This is a genomic window from Klebsiella sp. RCJ4, assembly GCF_009025755.1.
Lineage (GTDB): Bacteria > Pseudomonadota > Gammaproteobacteria > Enterobacterales > Enterobacteriaceae > Klebsiella > Klebsiella michiganensis.
This window is the reverse complement of record NZ_WCIN01000027.1, coordinates 191,172-214,932: the sequence shown is the minus strand read 5'-3', so window position 1 is coordinate 214,932 and position 23,761 is coordinate 191,172. Positions and strand designations below refer to the sequence as shown.

21 protein-coding genes are annotated in these 23,761 nt (G+C 54.1%); 6 read left to right on the top strand and 15 right to left on the bottom strand.

Annotated elements, in window-relative coordinates:
* Window positions 1–33 precede the first annotated feature (33 nt).
* From rnhB to rpsB, 15 genes are all read right to left on the bottom strand, one after another.
* Window positions 34–630 carry a ribonuclease HII gene (gene rnhB / locus F8562_RS09470; RefSeq protein ID WP_014837450.1) on the bottom strand — a complete coding sequence of 199 codons (597 nt, stop codon included), beginning with the start codon at window positions 628–630 and terminating at the stop codon, window positions 34–36.
* Complete coding sequence (gene lpxB, locus F8562_RS09465) at window positions 627–1,775, bottom strand: lipid-A-disaccharide synthase (RefSeq protein WP_004098764.1); 1,149 nt, start codon at window positions 1,773–1,775, stop codon at window positions 627–629. The genes rnhB and lpxB overlap by 4 nt, the downstream gene beginning before the upstream one ends.
* Window positions 1,775–2,563, bottom strand: a complete 789-nt coding sequence (gene lpxA, locus F8562_RS09460) for an acyl-ACP--UDP-N-acetylglucosamine O-acyltransferase (RefSeq protein ID WP_014837449.1) — start codon at window positions 2,561–2,563, stop codon at window positions 1,775–1,777. The genes lpxB and lpxA overlap by 1 nt, the downstream gene beginning before the upstream one ends.
* A gap of 3 nt (window positions 2,564–2,566) precedes the next feature.
* Window positions 2,567–3,022 carry a 3-hydroxyacyl-ACP dehydratase FabZ gene (fabZ, locus tag F8562_RS09455; protein WP_004098761.1) on the bottom strand — a complete coding sequence of 152 codons (456 nt, stop codon included), beginning with the start codon at window positions 3,020–3,022 and terminating at the stop codon, window positions 2,567–2,569.
* A gap of 102 nt (window positions 3,023–3,124) precedes the next feature.
* Entirely contained in the window at window positions 3,125–4,150 is a 1,026-nt protein-coding gene (lpxD, locus tag F8562_RS09450) for a UDP-3-O-(3-hydroxymyristoyl)glucosamine N-acyltransferase (RefSeq protein WP_014837448.1), read from the bottom strand.
* Between the two features lie 3 nt (window positions 4,151–4,153).
* Window positions 4,154–4,639, bottom strand: a complete 486-nt coding sequence (gene skp / locus F8562_RS09445) for a molecular chaperone Skp (RefSeq protein ID WP_004098757.1) — start codon at window positions 4,637–4,639, stop codon at window positions 4,154–4,156.
* Between the two features lie 130 nt (window positions 4,640–4,769).
* On the bottom strand, window positions 4,770–7,199 hold the full coding sequence (gene bamA, locus F8562_RS09440) for an outer membrane protein assembly factor BamA (protein ID WP_032694381.1): 2,430 nt from the start codon (window positions 7,197–7,199) through the stop codon (window positions 4,770–4,772).
* A 31-nt stretch (window positions 7,200–7,230) separates the two neighbouring features.
* Window positions 7,231–8,583, bottom strand: coding sequence for a sigma E protease regulator RseP (gene rseP, locus F8562_RS09435; protein ID WP_014228001.1), 1,353 nt, complete (start codon window positions 8,581–8,583; stop codon window positions 7,231–7,233).
* An 11-nt stretch (window positions 8,584–8,594) separates the two neighbouring features.
* Window positions 8,595–9,452 (bottom strand): phosphatidate cytidylyltransferase, encoded by an 858-nt coding sequence (gene cdsA / locus F8562_RS09430; protein ID WP_014228000.1) that lies wholly within the window; start codon window positions 9,450–9,452, stop codon window positions 8,595–8,597.
* 12 nt (window positions 9,453–9,464) lie between these two features.
* Window positions 9,465–10,223, bottom strand: coding sequence for a (2E,6E)-farnesyl-diphosphate-specific ditrans,polycis-undecaprenyl-diphosphate synthase (ispU, locus tag F8562_RS09425; protein WP_004098751.1), 759 nt, complete (start codon window positions 10,221–10,223; stop codon window positions 9,465–9,467).
* Window positions 10,224–10,465: 242 nt separating this feature from the next.
* Window positions 10,466–11,665 carry a 1-deoxy-D-xylulose-5-phosphate reductoisomerase gene (gene ispC / locus F8562_RS09415; RefSeq protein ID WP_014227999.1) on the bottom strand — a complete coding sequence of 400 codons (1,200 nt, stop codon included), beginning with the start codon at window positions 11,663–11,665 and terminating at the stop codon, window positions 10,466–10,468.
* Between the two features lie 226 nt (window positions 11,666–11,891).
* The gene (gene frr / locus F8562_RS09410) at window positions 11,892–12,449 is read right to left on the bottom strand and encodes a ribosome recycling factor (RefSeq protein WP_004098748.1); all 558 of its coding nucleotides are present in this window, start codon (window positions 12,447–12,449) and stop codon (window positions 11,892–11,894) included.
* A gap of 205 nt (window positions 12,450–12,654) precedes the next feature.
* Entirely contained in the window at window positions 12,655–13,380 is a 726-nt protein-coding gene (gene pyrH / locus F8562_RS09405; RefSeq protein ID WP_004098747.1) for a UMP kinase, read from the bottom strand.
* Window positions 13,381–13,526: 146 nt separating this feature from the next.
* Complete coding sequence (tsf, locus tag F8562_RS09400; protein WP_004098746.1) at window positions 13,527–14,378, bottom strand: translation elongation factor Ts; 852 nt, start codon at window positions 14,376–14,378, stop codon at window positions 13,527–13,529.
* A gap of 119 nt (window positions 14,379–14,497) precedes the next feature.
* The gene (gene rpsB / locus F8562_RS09395) at window positions 14,498–15,223 is read right to left on the bottom strand and encodes a 30S ribosomal protein S2 (RefSeq protein WP_003856207.1); all 726 of its coding nucleotides are present in this window, start codon (window positions 15,221–15,223) and stop codon (window positions 14,498–14,500) included.
* Between the two features lie 323 nt (window positions 15,224–15,546).
* Between rpsB and map the strand changes: the two genes are divergently transcribed.
* The 6 genes from map to F8562_RS09370 all read left to right on the top strand — a co-directional run bounded on the left by map (window position 15,547) and on the right by F8562_RS09370 (window position 23,726).
* Entirely contained in the window at window positions 15,547–16,341 is a 795-nt protein-coding gene (map, locus tag F8562_RS09390) for a type I methionyl aminopeptidase (protein ID WP_004098745.1), read from the top strand.
* A gap of 28 nt (window positions 16,342–16,369) precedes the next feature.
* Window positions 16,370–16,552 carry a hypothetical protein gene (locus F8562_RS29245; protein ID WP_014227997.1) on the top strand — a complete coding sequence of 61 codons (183 nt, stop codon included), beginning with the start codon at window positions 16,370–16,372 and terminating at the stop codon, window positions 16,550–16,552.
* The gene (gene glnD / locus F8562_RS09385) at window positions 16,533–19,196 is read left to right on the top strand and encodes a bifunctional uridylyltransferase/uridylyl-removing protein GlnD (protein ID WP_014837443.1); all 2,664 of its coding nucleotides are present in this window, start codon (window positions 16,533–16,535) and stop codon (window positions 19,194–19,196) included. The genes F8562_RS29245 and glnD overlap by 20 nt, the downstream gene beginning before the upstream one ends.
* 33 nt (window positions 19,197–19,229) lie before the next feature.
* Complete coding sequence (gene dapD / locus F8562_RS09380; RefSeq protein ID WP_004098743.1) at window positions 19,230–20,054, top strand: 2,3,4,5-tetrahydropyridine-2,6-dicarboxylate N-succinyltransferase; 825 nt, start codon at window positions 19,230–19,232, stop codon at window positions 20,052–20,054.
* A 107-nt stretch (window positions 20,055–20,161) separates the two neighbouring features.
* Window positions 20,162–20,551, top strand: coding sequence for a DUF3461 family protein (locus F8562_RS09375; RefSeq protein WP_004098742.1), 390 nt, complete (start codon window positions 20,162–20,164; stop codon window positions 20,549–20,551).
* A gap of 196 nt (window positions 20,552–20,747) precedes the next feature.
* Window positions 20,748–23,726 carry a putative mucin/carbohydrate-binding domain-containing protein gene (locus F8562_RS09370; RefSeq protein WP_014227995.1) on the top strand — a complete coding sequence of 993 codons (2,979 nt, stop codon included), beginning with the start codon at window positions 20,748–20,750 and terminating at the stop codon, window positions 23,724–23,726.
* The last annotated feature ends 35 nt before the right edge of the window (window positions 23,727–23,761 follow it).

The window sequence follows — 23,761 nt, the reverse complement described above, 5'->3', positions numbered from 1 at the left end:
GATTCCGCGTTACTTAATTGCTTGCGTGTCGGTTCAGGACGCCAGGCCCAGCGCGCGTTTCACCGGGCCAAAGCTGCGCCGGTATTGCTCGATTACGCCATGTTCCAGCAGCTTTTGCAGATGAAAAGCGGTGGGATAACCTTTATGTTGCGCAAAGCCGTACTGCGGGAACTCCCGGTCCAGTAAGGCCATTTCAGCATCGCGCGTCACTTTAGCCAGAATAGACGCGGCGCTGATTTCCGCCACTCGGCTGTCGCCTTTGACGACCGCCAGTGACGGCATCGGCAGCGGCGGACAGCGGTTACCATCAATAAGAACAAACTCAGGGGAAACGCGCAAACCGGCAACGGCGCGCTGCATGGCCAGCATGGTCGCGTGCAAAATATTCAGCTCATCGATTTCATGCGGCTCAGCGCGACCGAGGCTCCAGCACAGCGCTTTTTCTTTGATCTCGTCAAATAGCGCAAGGCGGCGTTTTTCGCTTAGCTTTTTTGAGTCGTTAAGACCGACGATCGGCTTTGCCGGATCGAGAATAACCGCGGCGGTCACCACCGCGCCAACCAGCGGGCCGCGTCCGACTTCATCGACTCCCGCAACCAGATGGGTATGCGGATATACGAATTCCATCATTTTGCTAACTCCAGTACGGCATCCGCCGCCTGCTCATCAGCGTTGCAGCGGATCTGCTGATGCAGCGCGCGGAAGGTTTCATGCATATCGTGGCTGGTTTTTCCGTCGGCCAGCAGCGGCTTCAGCGCCTCGGCCAGCGCCTGCGGCCGGCATTCATCCTGCAGCAGTTCTTTAACCAGTTCGCGCCCGGCCAGTAAATTCGGCAACGACACATAGTCGGTCTTCACCAGCCGTTTCGCCAGCCAGAAGGTAAACGGCTTCATCCGATAGCCGACAACCATCGGACACTTAGCCAGCATACACTCCAGCGCAGCCGTGCCGGAGGCCAGCAGCGCGGCATCGCTGGCAATCATCGCATCGCGCGCCCGGCCGTCGAGCAGGTGGACGGCAAGATCCGGCGCCGTTTCCGCTTTGATGCGCTCGAACTGTTCCCGCCGCTTCGCGTTGACCAGCGGAACAACCACTTCCAGGTCGGGATAATGGTCTCGCAGGAGCTGCGCCGTTTTCAGAAAATCAGCGCTGAGCATCTCAACTTCCGCCCCGCGGCTTCCCGGCAGCAGCGCCAGGCAATGCACGTTACGATCGATCCCCAGACGGTCGCGCGCCGCGCCTTTATCCGGGTCCAGCGGCATCGCATCCGCCATCGTGTGGCCGATAAACCGGCAGGGAACGTTGAATTTGTCATAAAACGCTTTTTCGAAAGGCAGAAATGCCAGTACCAGATCGGTGGATCTGCCAATTTTGAAAACGCGTTTTTGCCGCCATGCCCACACCGAGGGGCTGACGTAATGGATGGTTTTGATACCCTGCTTCTTCAGATTACCTTCGAGGGTAATATTGAAGTCAGGCGCATCAATGCCGACGAATACGTCTGGCTTAAGCTCGGTCAATCGACGGGTGAGATCGGCGCGAATATGCAGCAGACGGCGCAGGCGACCCAGCACTTCCACAATGCCCATCACCGCTAGCTCTTCCATCTCATACCAGGCTTCGCAGCCTTCCGCCTGCATCAACGGCCCGGCAACGCCGACAAAGCGGGCATCAGGTATGCGGGCTTTGAGCGCGCGGATAAGACCGGCACCAAGAATATCGCCGGAGGTTTCTCCGGCGACCAGGGCAATCGTCAGGGGACGCAATTCAGCCATTAACGAATCAGGCCGCGCGTGGAGCGGGCAAAAAAGTCGGTAAAGGTCTGCACTTCGGGATACTGCTCCGCCAGCTCGGCAATTTCAGCTTTCGCTTCGTCCAGCGTTTTACCGCTGCGGTACAGCAGCTTATACGCGTTACGAATCGCAGTGATCGCCTCACGGCTGAAGCCGCGGCGTTTCAGCCCTTCGATGTTGACGCCAAACGGCGTCGCGTGGTTGCCCTGCGCAATCACGAACGGCGGAACGTCCTGCGCTACGCCGGAGCAGCCGCCCACCATCACGTGTGCGCCAATAATGCAGAACTGATGCACGGCGGTCATGCCGCCGATGATAACAAAATCATCCAGCGAAACGTGGCCTGCAAGGGTCGCGTTATTGGCCAGAATACAGCGGTCGCCCAGCGTACAATCGTGCGCCACGTGGGCGTTGATCATCAGCAGGTTATCGCTGCCCACCTTCGTTAATCCACCGCCCTGTACTGTGCCACGATGAATGGTGACGCTTTCGCGGATGCGGTTGCGATCGCCAATTTCCACGCGGGTCGGTTCGCCAGCATATTTCAGATCCTGGTTAACTTCGCCGATGGAAGCGAACTGATAGATCTCGTTATCGCGGCCAATTTTGGTATGGCCGTTGATGACAACATGAGATTTCAGTACGGTACCTTCGCCGATTTCGACGTTAGCACCAACAATACAAAACGGGCCAACGTGGACGTTAGCGCCAATAACGGCGCCTTCTTCTACAATGGCGGAAGGATGAATAAAGGCGGTTTTATCAATCACGTATCAGGCCTCCCGGCTACGGGCACACATCATCGTTGCTTCGCAAACCACTTTTCCGTCAACGGTTGCAACGCCTTTAAAGCGAGTCAGACCGCGGCGGGTTTTTTCAAAAGTGACTTCCATAATCATCTGATCGCCAGGCACGACCGGACGTTTGAAACGCGCTTCGTCAATCCCGGCAAAATAATACAGCTCGCCCGGTTCCAGTTTTCCAACGCTTTTGAATGCCAGAATGCCGGTGGCCTGGGCCATAGCTTCGAGAATCAATACGCCCGGTAAAATCGGCTTACCAGGGAAATGCCCCTGGAAAAACGGCTCATTTACAGAAACATTTTTAACTGCGCGTAGAAAACGACCTTCTTCAAAATCCAGCACGCGATCGACCAGCAGGAACGGGTATCGGTGAGGCAGAAGTTCCAGAATCTCTTCAATGTGCAGAGTATGAGTGTCAGTAGTCAAAATACTCTTCCTGTCTAAATATCCTAAAAGGCAATAATAACACGGCCTGCGGCAATCTCATGAATGCAACAGGCCGAAAATTTAATGTGGCTGGACGCAGCACTAATCTTGTTGATTAACCTTGCGCTCAATGGCTTTGAGGCGCTTGCTCATATCATCAATATTCAGTACCAGCGCAGCGGTCTTACGCCAGACCTTATTCGGCTGCAGCGGGATACCTGAAGAGTAAACCCCTGGCTCGGTGATGGGACGCATAACCATTCCCATCCCCGTGACGGTGACTTTATCGCAGATTTCCATATGGCCGTTGATCACGCTGGCTCCGCCAATCATGCAGTAGCGGCCGATCTTCAGGCTGCCCGCCATGATGACGCCGCCAGCAACCGCGGTGTTGTCGCCAATCACCACGTTGTGCGCGATTTGACACTGGTTATCAATAATCACGCCGTTACCGATGACGGTGTCGTCCAGCGCACCACGGTCAATGGTCGTGCAGGCGCCAATCTCCACGCGATCGCCAATAATCACGCGACCCAGCTGTGGGATCTTAACCCAGTTGCCGCGATCGTTCGCGTAGCCGAAGCCATCTGCGCCAATCACCGTGCTGGACTGGATCAGGCAATTCTCGCCGATCTCAATGTCGTGGTAAACGGTGACGTTGGCCCATAAACGCGAGCCGGCACCTATTTTCGTATTTTTCCCAACGAAGCAGCCCGCGCCGATAACCACGTTATCACCGAGGATGACGCCCGATTCAATCACGGCGTTTGGGCCAATCGCCACGTGGGTACCCAGCTTCGCCGTCGCATCGATGACCGCGCTGGGCGCGATATCCTGCGCCGGCTGCGGCGTGGTATCAAGAATTTGAGCCATGCGCGCGTAGGTCAGGTAGGGATTACGCACTACCAGCGCGGCGCTATGAGCAAAAGGTAAATCATCCTGCGTCATCACGACGGCAGATGCCTGGCAAGCGGCCAGGTGTTCACGGTACTTAGGATTTACCATGAAAGTAATATCGCCCGCTTGTGCGGACTGCATGGACGCAACGCCGGTGATGACGATATCGCCATCACCGTGTAATTCTGCATCCAACTGCTGGGCTAAATCAGCCAGTCGAATTGAAGGCATTACTTATTTAACCTGTTTCAGCACATCAGCGGTGATGTCTTTTACATCGCTGCTGTTGTATGCAACGGCATTAGAGTCAACAACCAGATCGATGCTCTGATCTTTAGCCACGCTCTGCACGGCGCTCTGAATACGAGTCACCAGCTTGCCGCGCTCTTCGTTAGAACGACGTGCACGATCCTGTTCGAAAGACTGCGCTTTCTGGGAGAAAGTCTGGCGCTGAGCCATCACGTCTTTTTCCAGTTTGGTACGGTCAGAGCCCGCTTTCATGGACTGCAGACGCTGCATTTTAGACTGCAGGTCGCCTTCCATACGCTGCAGCTCGCTCGCGCGGCCTTTAAACTCGTTTTCCAGCGTGTTAGAAACGCCTGTTTTCTGGGCAACCTGTTGGAAGAGGCTGTTCATGTTAACCATTGCAATTTTATCTGCCGCCTGAGCGGAAGTTACCATTGCTAAACCCAGACCTGCAGCTAATAACCACTTTTTCACAATTAACTCCTTACCATCCCATGAGTACCCAGGGGTACCGTTATTTGCGTGGCCAGGCGACAACCTCAGTTATCGCCAATAGTCAGCGCTATACTGCAACTGCACTTACATTCCATTGTAGCCAATACCATTACCAGGTTTTACCGATGTTAAACTGGAACTGTTCGGCTTTGTCTCCATCGTACTTTTTAAACGGCTGAGCGTAGGAGAATACCAACGGCCCTAACGGCGACATCCACTGTACTGCGATACCCGCAGACATACGGATATTGCTTGGATCGCTGTAGTCCGGGTAACCCCCATATGCGGCTGAATCCCAGTGAGTATCCCACACGGTACCCATATCCCAGAAGACGGAAGTACGGACCGAGTTCGCATATTTATCGCTAATAAACGGCGTCGGGGTGATCAGCTCGAGGCTGGCAACCGCCATGGCGTTACCGCCCACCGCATCATCAGACTTACACGGTGCGGACTCGCTGCTCTTACATTCGTTATCGTAGCTGTCATCATCGTCATGACGGCTGCTGGCCGGGAAATAAACTGCTTTCGGACCGATAGTGTTGGACTGGAAGCCACGCACGGTGCTTGAACCACCGGCATAGAAGTTCTCATAGAACGGCATCTCTTTACCGCCCAGACCATCGCCATAACCAAAGCGGGTACGACCCAACATCACCCATTTATGATCGTCATCGATCGGTACATAGGTCGCGGTATCGAGCGTCGCTTTGTAGTATTCGTTATCCGATCCCGGAATCGTTACTTTACCATTCAGGTTGACCCGTGAGCCTTCGGTCGGGAAGAAGCCACGGTCGAGCTTGTTATACGTCCAGCCGTAGTTGAAGGTGAAGTCGTCAGCGCTGAACGAGTTCCTGTCGTTGGTGTTGTCCGGATACTGCCCCATCGAATTCAGATAACGCCACATGGATACCTGAGGCTGCATGTTGGACAGCTTGTTATGCACATAGCCCAGGCCCGCACGCAGCGTATTGTATTCGTTAACCGGGAAGCCCAGCGTGATGTCTGTACCATAGCTTTTGTTGGTATAGTCAGACAGGTCCGCATCGTTAGCGTCGAAGTCGTTATAGAAAACACGACCGCCGAGGCTGACGCCATCCACGGTAAAGTACGGGTTCGTCACCGACAGTTCAGTATAGGTCTGATAGTCGTTTTTGGTGCCGTTAATCCCAACGGAATAGCCGGTACCGAGCCAGTTATCCTGCTGAACGCCGGCCTGGAAGCTGACGCCGCTTTCCGTACCGTAACCAACGCCGAAGTTAAAGCTACCGGTGTTACGCTCTTTAACCTTATAGACCACGTCAACCTGATCCGGGCTGCCCGGAACGCGCTGCGTATCGGTATCAACCGTTTCAAAGTAGCCTAAACGGTTCAGACGATCTTTACCCTGATCGACCAGGTCGCTGCCCAGCCAGGCGCCTTCCATCTGACGCATTTCGCGACGCAGAACGGCATCTTTCGAGGTATCGTTGCCTTCGAAGCGAATTTTACGCACGTAGTAGCGGTTACCCGCATCGACATTCACGTGCAGCTTCACGGTCTTATCGCTATCGCTGATTTCCGGCTGGGACTGAACGCGCGGATAGGCATAGCCGTAGCGACCGAGGAGTTTCTTAATGTCATTCTCCATTTTGGTCACTTTGGTGCCGTTATACAGCTCGCCCGGCTCCACTTTGGTCAGCGCTTCGATTTCTGCCGAATGCCCCGCCAGGTCACCCGTCACCTGCACACCAGAAAGCTTGTACTGATCGCCTTCGGTAATGTTGATGGTGATGTAGATACCTTTTTTGTCCGGCGTCAGGCTGACCTGCGTGGAGTCAATGTTGAAACGAGCATAGCCGCGATCCAGATAGTAGCTGCGCAGCGTTTCAAGATCTCCCGCCAGCTTCTGTTTCTGATATTTACGATCGCCCACCACGTTCCACCACGGCACTTCATCGCGCAGCTGGAAGGTAGAAATGAGTTCATCGGTGCTGAATGCGTGGTTACCGACGATATTGATCTGCTGGATTTTCGCCGAGACGCCTTCCTGGAATACCAGCTTCAGGTCGACACGGTTACGCGGCAGCGGCGTCACGACAGCTTTAACGCTGGCGCTGTACTTACCGACGCTGTAGTAGAAATCCTCCAGCCCCTTTTCGATATCAGCCAGCGTGGTGCGATCGAGGGATTCCCCTACGCGCACGCCGGATGCCTCAAGGTTTTGCTTGAGCATGTCATCTTTCACCGACTTGTTACCGGAGAAAGTGATGCTGGCAATCGTTGGACGCTCTTTCACCTGCACCAGCAGGGTATCACCATCGCGCAGTACGCGGACGTCCTCAAAGTTGCCGGTGGCAAACAGAGCACGGATGGTGTTACTGATATCATCATCGGTTACGGTATCGCCAGGACGCACTGGCATACTGAGGAGGGCCGCACCAACAGCGACTCGCTGAAGGCCTTCGAAATGAATGTCCTTCACCACGAACCCGTCAGCACCGTATACGGTTGCGCTGCTAAACAGCAGCGACGCTATGAGCAACTTTTTCATCGCCATCGTTATTATGCGTTCTTCCTAACAAACTCTCTTACAACCGAGAGAAATCATTGAAAAGTGCAAGCCCCATTAACAGCACCAGCAATATTGAGCCAATGCGATAACTAAAGTCTTGAACTCGCTCGGATACCGGCCCGCCTTTCAGCTTTTCAATCGCCAAAAACAGCAGATGTCCCCCGTCGAGAACGGGAAGCGGGAACAGGTTGATTATGCCGAGGTTCACGCTGATCAGCGCAAGGAACATCAGATAGTAAATCAACCCAAATTCCGCTGACATCCCAGCCCCCTGGGCGATAGAAATCGGCCCGCTGAGGTTGTTCAGTTTGACATCACCGGTTATCAATTTGCCCAGCATTCGGACCGTTAACGACATCAGCTGCCAGGTTTTATCCGTGGCTTCAGCGATGGCGGCAAACGGCCCGTACTGACGCACTGTCTTATATTCATCAGGCAGCGGGATGACCTTAGGTACGACCCCTGCAAACCCCTCCGCTTTGCCTTTGGTAGACTTCGTATCCGGCGTCAAGGTCACCGACAGGGGACTACCCTGCCGCTCGATGTCCAGAACTAATGCCCTACCCGGATTATCACGCACCAGATTAACAAACGTCATCCACTGCGTTAACGGTTGACCATCGACTTTAACGATCCTGTCGCCCGCTTGCAAACCCGCCTTCTGCGCCGCCGAGTCAGATTGTACTTCAGCCAGGACGGTATCAATCTGCGCGCTGCGAGGCTGAATGCCCAACGAGGCAACCGGATCTTGTTTATCCGGCTCAAACGCCCAGTGCTGCAGATCGAGGATTTTATCCTGACGTTGATTGGTCCCGAAAGGGGCGACCGTAACTATTGTTTGCCGATCGCCTATCTTCGCCACCAGCGCCATACGTACTGCATCCCAATCAGGCGTTTCGATGCCATCTATCGCTTTAAGTTCCGTTCCTTTTGCAATTTGTGCTTGCGCGGCGATCGAGTTGGGCGTTATGTCGCCAACGACCGGACGCACGCCTGGCACGCCGATAATAAACACCAGCCAGTAGGCAAAAATGGCAAAAAGGAAGTTCGCGATTGGCCCCGCGGCAATAACGGCGGCGCGCTGGCCGACGGTTTTGTTGTTAAACGCGGAGTGACGCATCTCTGGCGCCACGGGCTCAACGCGTTCGTCGAGCATTTTGACATAACCGCCCAGCGGAATAAGGGCGATAATAAATTCCGTTCCTTGCTTGTCAAAACGGCGCCACAGCGCTTTGCCAAAGCCGATTGAGAAACGCTCAACGCGGATACCGCAGCGGCGAGCAACCCAGAAATGGCCAAACTCATGGACGGTGATCAACACGCCCAGCGCAATAATAAAAGCAGCCAAATTCCAGAGAACGCTCAGCATAAAACCTTCCGTCAAATCGTCCTGAAAACCAACAAGAGTAGGCAAGCAAACACGGGCACCGCGGCCGTCAGGCTATCGATACGATCGAGGATACCGCCGTGTCCGGGAATCAGATTTCCGCTATCTTTAATGCCAGCTTCGCGTTTAAACATGCTTTCGGTCAGGTCGCCGAGTACCGAAGCCAGGGCCGCGACAATAGAACACACCAGCAGCACCATCGGCGTAACATTCAGATGGGCCCACCAGCCGTAAGCCCAGGAGATAACAGCTGCCGTTAACAGACCGCCGAAAAAACCCTGCCAGGTTTTACCCGGAGAAACCTTTGGCGCCAGCTTATGCTTACCGAACATTTTTCCGAACATGTAAGCGCCGGAATCCGCGCCCCAGACCAGAATCATCACGTACAGCAACCACAGCGCACCGCTATAATGGTCATCGGTATAATGCCAGGCCCGAAGCGCCAGCATGCCCCAAAAAAACGGCACGATGGTCAGGACGCCAAAAATCAGACGGAGCGTTTTTGAATTGCGCCAGAAAGCCGCTGAAGCGGGGTAAGTGAGCACTAAAAGCAGCGCGACGACCCACCAGCCTAATGATGCCCATAGCGCGCCCTCAACCAGCGGTTGATGAACGTCATAATGGTATTCCGGCATCAGGAATAGCATCAGCGCCAGCAGCAGACCGCAAAGCACTGACAGCCAGACTCTCTGGGTAGTTGAAGTGAAACCGCTAAATTGCCCCCACTCCCACGCGGCGAGCATACAGACGACTAGCGTAACGATGGCAAAACCCGCGGGCGGCAGTAAAAAAAGCGCCGCAATAACAACGGGTATTAAGACGAAAGCAGAAATCAGGCGATACTTCAGCAAAAGTGACCCCCATCAGGCATTGTTGCCGCCCGGCTCAGTGCCGCCGAAGCGACGCTCTCGATTAACAAAGGCATGGAGTGCACCTTCAAAGTCCTGTTCAGCGAAATCGGGCCAAAGAACATCCGTAAAGTAAAGTTCGGCATAGGCAATTTGCCAAATCAAAAAATTACTAATGCGATGCTCTCCCCCGGTCCTAATAACTAAATCTACGGGAGCCAGTTCATGCATGCAGACCTGCTGGCTCAGCATCTCTTCTGTGATTTGCTCGGGCTGAAGCACCCCGTCTTGCACCTGTTTGGCCAGATGACGAACGCCCTGGACGATATCCCAGCGACCGCCGTAGTTCGCCGCAATATTCAGGGTCAAACCGGTGTTGTTCTCAGTCAGCGCCTCCGCTTTGCGAATACGCTCCTGGAGACGCGCATTGAAGCGCGTGGTCTCGCCGATAATACGCAGACGCACATTATGCCGGTGCAGACTTTTCACTTCGCTATCCAGCGCCCAGACAAACAGCTCCATCAGCGCGCTGACTTCCTGCGCCGGGCGATTCCAGTTTTCACTGCTGAACGCGTATAACGTCAACGCTTCAATACCATTATTCGCCGCGAAAGAGACGGCGCGACGAACAGATTTAGCGCCGGCTTTATGGCCAAAGGCGCGGATCTTTCCTTGCCGTTTTGCCCAACGCCCGTTGCCATCCATAATAATGGCCACATGACGACAGCCATGCGCAGGCAACATTTCGCTGACAGTTTGATTAGCAGACAACATAACGCGTTTTAAGTCCATAATAAGGATTAGCTAAGCTACTAAACACGGGCCACCGGTCAGCGCTGGATACGCATTTTTATCCGGTGCCGGAGCTACGGCCAATCGCAGAGAACAACCAAAAGCTTTACGCAAAAAAGCCGTGTCTTGCCACGGCCACCGTAATCTTTCACACCAAAATGCAACGATCGGATGGCGCAGACTATATCACTGAAGCACAGCGCCCACAAATATCACAACGCGTATCAGAATTTGCGCCACGCCGTCAGGAGCTGACCTGCGCTTACCCGGGCCATCGCATCAATAGCCAGCACTTCATCAATACTTTGCGGCTCATTTAACGCCTGTTGATCCAGCACCGCCTGATTTATCGCCGCAATATCGGTAAAGCGAATATCCCCGTTCAGAAACGCCGCGACCGAAACTTCATTTGCCGCATTCAGCGCCGTGGTCGCCGCCTGACCGACATCAAAAGCCTCCATGGCCAGCTTCAGGCAGGGGTAACGGCCGTAATCCGGCGCCGAGAAGCTCAGAGTGCTCAACTGACAGAAATCCAGCGGTTTCACCCCAGAATTAAGGCGTTTTGGCCAGCCCATCGTGTGGGCAATCGGCGTACGCATATCCGGCTCGCCGAGCTGCGCCAGGACGCTGCCATCCTGATAACGTACCATCGAGTGAATCACCGATTGCGGATGGATCAGGACTTCCATCTGCTGCGCCGAGGCGTTGAACAGCCAGCGGGCTTCGATATACTCCAGCCCTTTGTTCATCATGGTGGCCGAATCGACAGATATTTTGCGCCCCATCGACCAGTTTGGATGCTTGCATGCCCGATCGGGGGTCATCGCCGCCAGTTCAGAAATCGCCGTTTCCCGGAAGGGACCGCCGGAGCCGGTGAGCAGAATCGACGCCACGCCGTTCTGGGTTAAATCAGCGTATCCCAGATTATGTTGAATTGTTTCCGGCATACTCTGAAAAATCGCATTATGCTCGCTATCAACCGGCAACAATCGTGCGCCGTACTGCTGCACGGCATCCATAAACAGACGGCCACAGGTCACCAGCGACTCTTTGTTCGCCAGCAGCACCGTTTTACCCGCACGAATGGCTGAGAGCGTCGGCACCAGGCCTGCTGCGCCGACAATCGCCGCCATCACCTGCTCGACCTCGTCCAGCGCCGCCACTTCTGCCGCCGCCTGCTGGCCGCTCATGACTTCCGTTCGGCAGCCCTGCTCGCGCAGTTGCGCACGCAGCAGCTCCGCGCTGTGCGCATCGTCCATTACCGCGTAACGAGGGGAGAATTCCAGACATTGTTCAACCATACGGTCGACATTTTTCCCGGCGACCAGCGCGGTGATAGAAAAGCTATCAGGATTATGGCGCACCACATCCAGCGTGCTGCAGCCGATAGAACCGGTCGAACCAAGAATGGTTAATTGCTTCATGAGGCGTCCAGAATAATGAAGACAGGATAAAAAGCAAAACGCCGCCAGCAAACCCTTATGCATCAATTATCGGTTGACAGAGCGGAGGCGCAAGGCCTTTGACATGGCGCCAAAGGCTACAAGGCCAGCTGTCTAAACGCAATCCCGAAAATTGAGCGTACGGTCTCCTGTACGGCGTTTCAGATTTTACGCAGGCCGATCGTCAGACCTGCGTGTCGGCAGAGAATCAGAACTGCATCAGTTCCGCTTCTTTATCCGCCAGCGCCGCATCAACTTTCTTGATAGCAGCATCAGTCATTTTCTGCACATCTTCCTGAGAGCGGCGATCGTCATCTTCGCTGATCTCTTTCTCTTTCAGCAGCGCTTTGACTTTGTCGTTGGCATCGCGACGGACGTTACGTACGGCAACGCGCGCCTGTTCAGCTTCGCCACGCACGATTTTGGTCAGATCTTTACGACGCTCTTCGGTCAGCGGCGGCAGCGGAACGCGGATATCGCTGCCCGCAGAGCTTGGGTTCAGACCGAGGTCGGAAGCCATAATCGCTTTTTCAACGGCCGGGCTCATGGAGCGATCGAAGACGTTGATCTTCAGCGTGCGCGAGTCTTCTACCGTTACGCTAGCCAGCTGACGCAGCGGGGTCGGCGTGCCGTAGTATTCCACGATAATGCCATCCAGCAGGCTGGGAGAAGCACGACCCGTGCGTATTTTGCTGATTTGGGTTTTGAACGCTTCAACGCATTTGTCCATGCGTACTTCAGCATCTTTTCTGATATCGCTAATCACGTTACGAATCCTTGAAAACTTGTCTCAGACAGACCAGACGGTCGCCCACTGCAAAAGTGAGCTAAGTATAGTCATGTTTATGCTCAGCGTCTTTCAGGCTACGGGTCAGCCGCAGCATTCCGTCCACAGAGCATGTTGAAAACCATCGGGTCAAAAACCCGAAAAAGTAAGGCCGAATATTACCCGTATTTGACGCTAACGGGAATTACTCAGTAATTAATGTGCCTTCTTTTTCACCCATCACCACGCGGCGCAGCGCGCCAGGCTTATTCATATTGAATACGCGAATCGGCAGTTTGTGGTCACGCGCCAGGGTAAAGGCCGCAAGATCCATCACTTTCAGCTCTTTATCCAGTACTTCGCTGTAGGTCAGTTGATCGTACATCGTTGCGGAAGGATCTTTGGCCGGGTCGGCGGTAAATACACCGTCGACTTTGGTGGCTTTCAGTACCACATCGGCTTCAATTTCAATGCCGCGCAGGCAGGCAGCGGAATCGGTGGTAAAGAATGGGTTGCCGGTACCCGCGGAAAGAATCACCACGCGGTTGTTACGCAGCAGGCTGATAGCTTCCGCCCAGCTGTAGTTATCGCACACGCCATTCAGCGGAATCGCTGACATCAGGCGGGCGTTCACATAGGCGCGATGAAGTGCATCACGCATTGCAAGGCCGTTCATGACCGTTGCCAGCATGCCCATGTGGTCGCCCACAACGCGGTTCATACCCGCTTTCGCCAGACCAGCACCACGGAAAAGGTTACCGCCACCAATCACTACGCCAACCTGAATACCCAGCTCAACCAGTTCTTTGATTTCCTGAGCCATGCGGTCAAGTATGCTCGCATCAATACCGAAGCCTTCTGAACCTTGCAGAGCTTCGCCACTTAACTTAAGCAGAATACGTTTGTAGACGGGTTTTGCATTGGTAGCCATGTTTCTTTCCTGAGACTGTCAACGAATGAGATGAATTAATTCTGGCGACATTGTACGTCGCTTTTCAGCGTGCCCACTATAGCGGTTGGCTGAATTTACACATTAGGCGCAAAAAGAAGCCGCCCTCAGGCGGCTCCTTTTGAAAATTAAGACTGCTTGGACATCGCAGCAACTTCTGCTGCAAAGTCAGTCTCAACTTTCTCAATGCCTTCGCCCACTTCAAAGCGGATGAAGCCAGTCACGTCAGCGTTGTGCTCTTTCAGCAGCTGAGCAACGGATTTGCTCGGGTCCATAACGAACGGCTGACCGGTCAGAGAAACTTCGCCGGTGAATTTCTTCATGCGGCCTTCAACCATTTTCTCTGCGATTTCTTTCGGCTTGCCAGACTGCATGGCGATGTCCAGCTGAACCTGGTACTCTTTTTCGACCACTTCAGCGGAAACGTCTTCCGGCTTAACGAATTCAGGCTTGCTTGCAGCGATGTGCATAGCCAGCTGTTTAACCAGCTCTTCGCTCGCGCCTTTAGCGGCAACCAGAACACCGATACGCGCGCCGTGCTGGTAAGAGCCCAGAACTTCGCCTTCCAGGGAAGAAACGCGACGGATGTTGATGTTCTCACCGATTTTAGCAACCAGCGCAACGCGTTCTTCTTCGAACTGTGCTTTCAGAACTTCAACGTCGGTGATTTTGCCTGCAACAGCTGCATCCAGAACTTTGTTTGCAAACGCCTGGAAGCCACCATCTTTAGCCACGAAGTCAGTCTGGCAGTTAACTTCCAGAATGATGCCGTAGGTGCCATCAATTTTAGTGATGATCACGCCGTCAGCGGCAACGTTGCCCGCTTTTTTCGCTGCTTTAATAGCACCGGATTTACGCATGTTTTCGATTGCCAGCTCGATGTCGCCGTTCGCTTCAGTCAGCGCTTTTTTGCAATCCATCATGCCTGCGCCAGTACGCTCGCGCAGCTCTTTTACCAGGGATGCGGTAATTTCAGCCATTCTTTATTCCTCGGGAGATGTGATCGGCCCGGTTCCAGGAACCAGACAGATTTGAAAGTGAAAAAGGGGCCGCTAAGAGGCCCCTATTTATACACGGTACTAAATAAGGGTATGCCTTATTATTCAGCTTCTACGAAGCTTTCTTCCGCCTGAGAAGCCAGATCCTGAGAACGGCCTTCACGAACGGTAGCAGCAACAGCGCTCAGGTACAGGCTAACTGCACGGATTGCGTCGTCGTTACCCGGGATAACGAAGTCAACGCCGTCCGGATCGGAGTTAGTATCAACGATAGCAAATACCGGAATACCCAGGTTGTTTGCTTCTTTGATTGCGATGTGCTCGTGGTCAGCGTCGATAACGAACAGCGCGTCCGGCAGGCCGCCCATGTCTTTGATACCGCCCAGGCTGTTTTCCAGCTTGTCCAGCTCACGAGTGCGCATCAGCGCTTCTTTCTTGGTCAGCTTGTCGAAAGTACCGTCCTGGGACTGAGTTTCCAGGTCTTTCAGACGTTTGATAGACTGACGAACGGTTTTCCAGTTAGTCAGCATACCGCCCAGCCAGCGATGGTTCACGAAGAACTGGTCGCAGCTGTTAGCAGCGTCTTTTACCGCTTCGCTTGCAGCGCGCTTAGTACCAACGAAAAGGATTTTGCCTTTGCGAGAAGAGATCTTGTTCAGTTCAGCCAGAGCTTCGTTGAACATCGGTACAGTTTTCTCAAGGTTGATGATGTGAACTTTGTTACGCGCGCCGAAGATGAAAGGCTTCATTTTCGGGTTCCAGTAACGGGTCTGGTGACCAAAGTGAACACCAGCCTTGAGCATGTCGCGCATGGAAACAGTTGCCATGTTTAAAACCTCTATAGATAAAAGTTGGGGTTATGCCTCCACGTATCCCATATTACCGACCCCAAAGGGCACCCCGGAATATGTGCCGATACGTGTGTGTTGTTACACAAAGTGAGATTTGTCGCTTCAGTCCATCTTGTGTATCTGAGAATGGAACAGAAGTCCGGCGCGCTTTATACCACAAAACAGGAGCAGACACCAACTGTTGTTGACGTCGCGTGCTGCTAATGATTCTCAATTTGGCAGCAGGACGCCCGGACTGTTAACATTGTTCAGACATAATCTATTATTGTCGAAAAAATCGACACTGCTGGACACAATCCATGGCTATTTCTATCAAGACATCTGAAGACATCGAAAAAATGCGCGTTGCCGGCCGCCTGGCCGCTGAAGTGCTGGAAATGATCGAACCCTACGTAAAACCGGGCGTCAGCACCGGCGAACTGGATCGCATCTGCAACGATTATATCGTTAACGAACAAAAAGCCGTATCCGCCTGCCTGGGCTACCACGGCTTCCCGAAATCCGTCTGCATCTCTATTAATGAAGTGGTGTGCCACGGGATCCCGGACGACGGCAAGCTGCTGAAAGATGGCGATATCGTCAACATTGACGTCACCGTCATTAAAGATGATTTCCACGGTGATACCTCGAAGATGTTTATCGTCGGTAAACCGACCATTCTGGGCGAGCGCCTGTGCCGCATTACCCAGGAAAGCCTCTATCTGGCCCTGAAAATGGTCAAACCGGGCGTTAATCTGCGCGCTATCGGCGCGGCTATCCAGAAATACGTCGAAGCCGAAGGTTTCTCCGTCGTGCGCGAGTACTGCGGCCACGGTATCGGCCGCGGTTTCCATGAAGAACCGCAGGTGCTGCATTACGACTCTCCGGAAACCAACGTGGTGCTCAAACCCGGCATGACCTTTACCATTGAGCCGATGGTCAACGCGGGTAAAAAAGAGATCCGCAGTATGAAAGACGGCTGGACGGTAAAAACCAAAGACCGGAGCTTGTCTGCGCAGTATGAGCATACTATTGTGGTGACAGACAGCGGCTGCGAAATACTGACGTTACGCAAGGATGACACCATCCCGGCGATAATCTCGCACAACGAATGATGAAAAGCCGGCGCCAGCCGGCTTTTTTATGACGGGCACCCTGTGGGCCGCCGCAAGCGACGTTAAAAATCGCTCCCGGCGATTTTTTATGACGGGCGTCCTGCCCGTCACCCTGTGGGCCGCCGCAAGCGACGTTAAAAATCGCTCCCGGCGATTTTTTATGGGTGATAGTTTTTTATTATGGTGGCGCGATGAGCAACTCTTTATCTGATACTGTCTCCCCTGCCCTGGCCGACCAGCCGGCGAATCCGGGCCGCTGGCCGCAGAGCGACTTCAACTGCGCGGCTATCAAGGCGCACATCGACGCTTTTCAGCGCTGGCTGGGCGAAGCGTTTGACCACGGCATCGCCGCAGAGAGATTGATTGAGGCGCGCACCGAATTTATCGATCAGCTGCTTCAGCGGCTATGGGTCGAGTACGGGTTCGGGTCGATGAACGACATCGCGCTGGTCGCCGTCGGCGGTTACGGCCGCGGCGAACTGCACCCGCTTTCCGATATCGATCTGCTTATCCTGAGCCGTAAAAAGCTGCCCGATGAGCAGGCGCAGAAGGTCGGCGAGCTGCTGACGCTGCTGTGGGATATCAAGCTGGAAGTCGGCCACAGCGTGCGCACCCTCGAAGAGTGCCTGCTGGAGGGGCTGTCGGACCTCAGCGTCGCCACTAACCTGATTGAATCGCGTCTGCTTATTGGCGACGTCGCGCTGTTCCTTGAACTGCAAAAACACATATTCAGCGACGGCTTCTGGCCATCGGAAAAGTTCTTTGCGGCAAAAGTCGAAGAGCAGAATGTACGCCATCAGCGCTATCACGGGACCAGCTATAACCTCGAGCCGGACGTGAAAAGCAGCCCCGGCGGCCTGCGCGATATTCACACCCTGCAGTGGATCGCGCGCCGCCATTTCGGTGCCACCTCGCTTGATGAAATGGTCGGCTTCGGTTTCCTGACCGAAGCCGAGCGCAACGAGCTTAACGAATGCCTGCATCAGCTGTGGCGCATTCGCTTTGCGCTGCATCTGGAGCTCAACCGCTACGATAATCGTCTGCTGTTCGACAGGCAGTTCAGCGTCGCCCGCCGCCTGCGTTACGAAGGCGAAAGCAACCAGCCGATCGAGCACATGATGAAGGATTTCTTTCGCGTCACCCGCCGGGTGAGCGAGCTGAACCAAATGCTGATCCAGCTGTTCGAAGAGGCGATTCTGGCGCTCACCGAAGATGAGAAGCCGCGGCCAATTGACGATGATTTTCAGCTGCGCGGCACGCTAATCGATCTGCGCGATGACTCGCTGTTCATCCGCGAACCGCAGGCGATTCTGCGCATGTTCTTTATGATGGTGCGTAACAGCAGCATTACCGGCATCTACTCCACCACGCTTCGCCATTTGCGCCACGCCCGTCGTCATCTGACGCAGCCGCTTTGCTATATTCCGGAAGCGCGGACCCTGTTCCTCAGCATGCTGCGCCATCAGGGCGCGGTCAGCCGGGGGCTGCTGCCGATGCACCGCCATAGCGTGCTGTGGGCCTATATGCCGCAATGGTCGCATATTGTCGGTCAGATGCAGTTTGACCTGTTTCACGCCTATACCGTTGATGAACACACGATCCGCGTGCTGCTTAAGCTTGAGAGCTTCGCCAAAGAAGAGACCCGCAGCCGGCATCCGCTGTGCGTTGAACTGTGGCCGCGCCTGACGCATCCGGAGCTGATCCTTATCGCCGCCCTCTTCCACGATATCGCGAAAGGGCGCGGCGGCGACCATTCGATTCTCGGCGCGCAGGACGTGCTGAAATTCGCCGAGCTTCACGGTCTTAACTCGCGCGAAACCCAGCTGGTGGCGTGGCTGGTGCGTCATCATCTGCTGATGTCGGTCACCGCCCAGCGTCGCGATATTCAGGATCCGGAAGTGATCAAGCAGTTTGCCGAAGAGGTGCAAACGGAGAACCGTCTGCACTACCTGGTCTGCCTGACCGTCGCCGATATCTGCGCCACCAACGAAAACCTGTGGAACAGCTGGAAGCAGAGCCTGCTGCGTGAGCTCTATTTCGCCACCGAAAAACAGCTGCGCCGGGGGATGCAAAACACGCCGGATATGCGCGAGCGGGTGCGTCACCACCAGCTACAGGCGCTGGCGCTGCTGCGGATGGAAAATATTAATGAACAGGCGCTGCACCAAATCTGGAACCGCTGCCGCGCCAACTACTTTGTGCGCCATACGCCAAACCAGCTCGCCTGGCACGCGCGTAATCTGCTGCAGCACGATCTCAGCAAACCGATGATCCTGCTCAGTTCCCACGCCTCGCGCGGGGGCACCGAGATCTTCATCTGGAGTCCGGATCGTCCTTACCTCTTCGCCGCCGTTTGCGGCGAGCTGGATCGACGTAATCTAAGCGTTCACGATGCGCAGATCTTCACCACCCGCGATGGCATGGCGATGGATACCTTTATTGTTCTTGAGCCGGACGGCAGCCCGCTTTCCGCCGACAGGCACGAAATGATCCGCGTGGGCCTGGAACAGACCATCAGCCAGCGCAGCTGGCAGCCCCCGGCGCCCCGTCGTCAGGCGGCGAAGCTGAGGCATTTTTCCGTGCCGACGGAGGTGAATTTCCTGCCGACGCATACCGACCGGAAATCCTTTCTTGAGCTGATTGCTCTCGACCAGCCGGGTCTGTTAGCGCGCGTCGGCCAGGTATTTGCCGACCTCGGAATTTCGCTCCACGGCGCGCGAATTACGACAATTGGTGAGCGAGTAGAAGATTTATTTATAATCGCCACCGCAGACCGGCGCGCCCTTAATAATGAGCTACAGCAAGAAGTGCAACAACGGTTGACAGAGGCCCTCAATCCAAACGATAAAGGGTAACGTATTTTTTTAAGTAAATGGAAAGAGTAAACAATGCAGCAATTACAGAACGTTATTGAGTCCGCTTTTGAGCGTCGCGCCGACATCACGCCGGCAAACGTGGATACCGTAACCCGCGAAGCGGTTAACCAGGTGATTTCTCTGCTTGATTCCGGCGCGCTGCGTGTCGCTGAAAAAGTTGACGGCCAGTGGGTCACCCATCAGTGGCTGAAGAAAGCGGTTCTGCTCTCTTTCCGTATTAACGATAACCAGGTTATCGATGGTGCGGAAAGCCGCTACTTCGATAAAGTCCCAATGAAGTTCGCGGATTATGATGAAGCGCGTTTCCAGAAAGAAGGTTTCCGCGTCGTTCCGCCGGCGGCGGTTCGTCAGGGAGCGTATATCGCTCGCAACACGGTTCTGATGCCGTCCTATGTGAACATCGGCGCCTACGTTGACGAAGGTTCGATGGTTGATACTTGGGCGACAGTGGGTTCCTGCGCGCAGATCGGCAAAAACGTCCACCTGTCCGGCGGCGTTGGCATCGGTGGCGTACTGGAGCCGCTGCAGGCTAACCCGACCATTATCGAAGATAACTGCTTTATTGGCGCGCGTTCGGAAGTCGTTGAAGGCGTCATCGTCGAAGAGGGTTCCGTTATCTCCATGGGCGTCTACCTCGGCCAGAGCACCAAAATCTACGACCGCGAAACCGGTGAAGTATTCTACGGCCGCGTTCCGGCGGGATCCGTCGTTGTCTCCGGCAACCTGCCGTCAAAAGATGGCAAGTACAGCCTGTACTGCGCGGTTATCGTCAAAAAAGTCGATGCCAAAACCCGCGGCAAGGTTGGAATCAACGAACTTCTGCGTACCATCGACTAAGCAGCATGAAAAGCGGGAGGCATCCCGCTTTTTTTATATATTGAGCTGGCGAAGATGGATTTTTTCGTTAATTATTCAAAGATTACGATGATATCAAAGGTACCGTTATGTACGATAATCTGAAAAGTCTTGGTATTACCAATCCTGATGAAATCGATCGCTATAGCCTGCGGCAGGAAGCCAACAACGACATTCTGAAAATCTACTTTCAGAAGGATAAAGGCGAGTTCTTCGCCAAGAGCGTCAAGTTCAAATATCCGCGTCAGCGCAAAACCGTGGTCGCCGACGGCGTGGGCCAGGGATATAAAGAAGTCCAGGAGATTAGCCCTAACCTACGCTATATCATCGACGAGCTGGATCAAATCTGTCAGCGCGATCGCACCGAAATCGATCTGAAACGTAAGATCCTCGACGATCTGCGTCACCTCGAAAGCGTGGTGACGAATAAGATCAGCGAAATCGAATCCGATCTGGAAAAACTGACCCGCAATAAGTAAGCCTGATACGGGCCAGGTACTGGCCCTGTTTCCCTCTGCCTCACCCTCTTTTTTCTCACTCATCCCCCACCGGCAGCATCAGCGAATATCAGCTATTCCTCTCTGATATCATTTCATCTCATATCCCTATCTACATGAATGACATAATAAAATAAGTCGCTGTATGTTCAATTTCCACCTGAAAGGAGATCATACGATGACACAGGAAATTGAACAAAAATTTTATACCCTACAATCTGCGCCCTGGCTGGATAAGGCCGGCTTTGAAAAAGGACGGCTGCACGATCGCCAGCCGCTGGGCTTTATTCTGCCCGCCAATACGCCGCTGCACATTCGCCAACCGGATATCAGCAACGGCAACTCGATTCTGCGCCTGCTTTGCAATGATACCGCGCTAGAGAGCACCTGCACGATCGCCACCGGCTGGAAAACGGTCTGCGCAACGGTCGACACCGTTCCTTTTGTCGATACGCTGTTTACCGACCAGCCCTGTGAATTTACCGTCATCTACCAGCAGCCTGCCGCAACTAAACCGCTGCCGACCTGGAAAGCGGGCCAATCTGAGGATGAATTTTTCCTCAGCTGGGAGAAAAATCAATCCGCACTCGCGCTGCTTGATTTAGATGTGATTACCCTGCTGCTGCCCTATGCCGACCGCGATAATGCGATGAAAGCGGGCTTACCGGCACTGCACCGTTTTTATACCCACCTTTTCAAATGCTATAACGACTTGGCTGGACTAAGCGATAATCCTGACGCACCGTGGAACCAGGATGTCGCCAACCGCTACTTTGTGCGGGCAGATAAACATGGCTTCGGCGCAGCCTATTATTTCACCAGGTGGTGCGCTCATACATCATCAACGTTAGGTGAAGGCTGGCTGGATAACGTTGCGACGCAATGGGTTATTCTCCATGAAATTGCGCACGGGTATCAGGGTAAGTTTATGCAGTCGACCACTCTGCCCGTCAACGAAGTGTGGAACAATATTTACGCCGCTTTTTACCAGCAGCTCACCCTGAGTCAGGATAATCATCTTTATGTTGATGGCTGGCTCTATAACTATGGTCAGCAGGCCGTGCAGGAACTCCAGCTGATGACCTATATTCGAGACCAGGTTTCGGTCACCAGCTGGGGCCTGCGTCCGCGCCTGCAATTCCTGATGCTGATGTTGCTAAAAGCAGGAACCAAAGCCTTCCGCAGCTTCAACCAGAACTATCGCGAACTGGCCAACGGCGATAGCTTCCGGCCGTCCGATCATCAGCTTGTCGATATGCTGGCTACCGCTATCGCCACCGCCGCAGGGTATGATGTGACCCCATTTATCGAGCTATGCGGCTTAACGCTGGAAATTACCACTAAGGGAGATATCGCCGCGCTGGCGGCAAAACCGCTCTATCCGCTGTATCTTTTCCTTCCGCAAAGCGAATGGGATAGCGCGCGGCGGCAGCTGGGGCTGGACTCCTTCGTGTGGCTGGTGGATAACAGCGAACTGGCGGCATTAGGCAAAACGGGGACGCTATCCCTGACGTTCAATATCGACCAGCTGGAACAAATTTACGGGCGAACGCTGACGATTAAAGATAATTGTGGCACGCATTATTCACTGATCGTTAATGATGACACGTTGATCCTGAATGACATACCAATCGGCATTTACCAGATCGATCTTCCGAAAGGTCGTTCACAAAAATATCGTCCGGATATCAGCTATCTCGTCGTAAAAGAAGGGACAAATGCGGCTACCATCAACTACACCCGACAACGCGATTCCCGCGGGCGTAACGTAACGATGAGCTTTTTAGGTATTGGCGACACGCCGTTTGCATATCTGGATATCGATTACGAAAATCAGCAGCTTACGCTGAATATTACCAGCGCCACGCCGCACAACAACTACCCTGACGCGCTCTATGCCGGCGTATGCGTACTTTCCGCCAGCGGCGAAAAAGTATTCGAGCGCAATATGAACGGAACGAACTGCGCCACCGGTAAGGAGGTTATTCCCTTCGGTCCTCACTATCACTTATATATTACTCACGTCGAGCCGGGGCGGCTGAAAACCTCTCCGGAGTATTTAACGCTGGTAGCGGGTGAGAAATGCCAGCTAATGCGTATTGATGAGAGTGGGCTTTACAACTTTATTCTCAACAATAATCCGGCAGAGGATTTACTGGCTATTTTCGAGCATGACGCGCAGGCAATGCGTAAGCAGCCCTCGCTATTAGCGCAGGAAGAGAGCGTATGTAAAAACGATCTCTGGCTGATGCTCCCCCATATTGAAGAGCCTCAGCGCAGCAGGCTGCTTAAAGAGTATGCCGACGTCCTGCCTCAGGATAATAGCGAACCGGGCGAACTGACGGGCAAAAGCGTTACCCTCAATCTCAGAGGGCAAGGCAATAAAGATTTTTGCCAGATCGTTATCGATAATCAGCAGCACGCCATGACGGTCGCCACGCGTACCGGCGCGCCGCACCCGTATTATGTTTCCCATACCTATGCCAGCATTACGGTAACCGGAGCGGACGAAACGGTGGTTTATCACCGCAGCTATGCCGGAGCGACCAACAACCTGGCAAACAGCGAAACTCTCGCGCTCGCTGAAAACATGATCATTGAGGTTTTCCATGATGAGCCATTCCGCTCCAGCGCCAGCAATGATACGACGCATCGCGCCATTACGCTGAAGCAACGCAACCGCTGGCGGGTAGTGAAGGATGGGCTGGAGGCCTGTTCGCTGGTGCCAGATCCGGAGGATAAAGAAACCACGGATGCTCAGGACGAGGCAACAGAGCTGTATGGCGATCTCTTCTCCTGGCAGCTACTTGGCAATGATAATATTCGTTTTGCGACGATGGAGATGGATATTGGCCGCGGCGCGCTCACCTTTACCGCCAGCCCCGTGGTGCCGAATAAGCACTTTACGACGGCCTATGCCGCGGTGAATATCTACAATACGCGCGGCTCGGTGGTTTATCGCCAGTCCATTAAAGGTTCAGCGCAGCTTGGCGACTATATTGATACGGCAATACTTGATGAAGGCTATATCATCGAAGTCTTCCATGCCGAAGCCGGCGATCGCTCCGTCATTATCAACCCGCAAAACGGTAACGCCTGGCCACAGCCTCATACCGTCTCCTGGCAAGTCACGGCCAGCGGGCTGCAGCGCCTGTAATTCCCGTCCCCACTCCCGCCTGCGGCGGGAGTGTT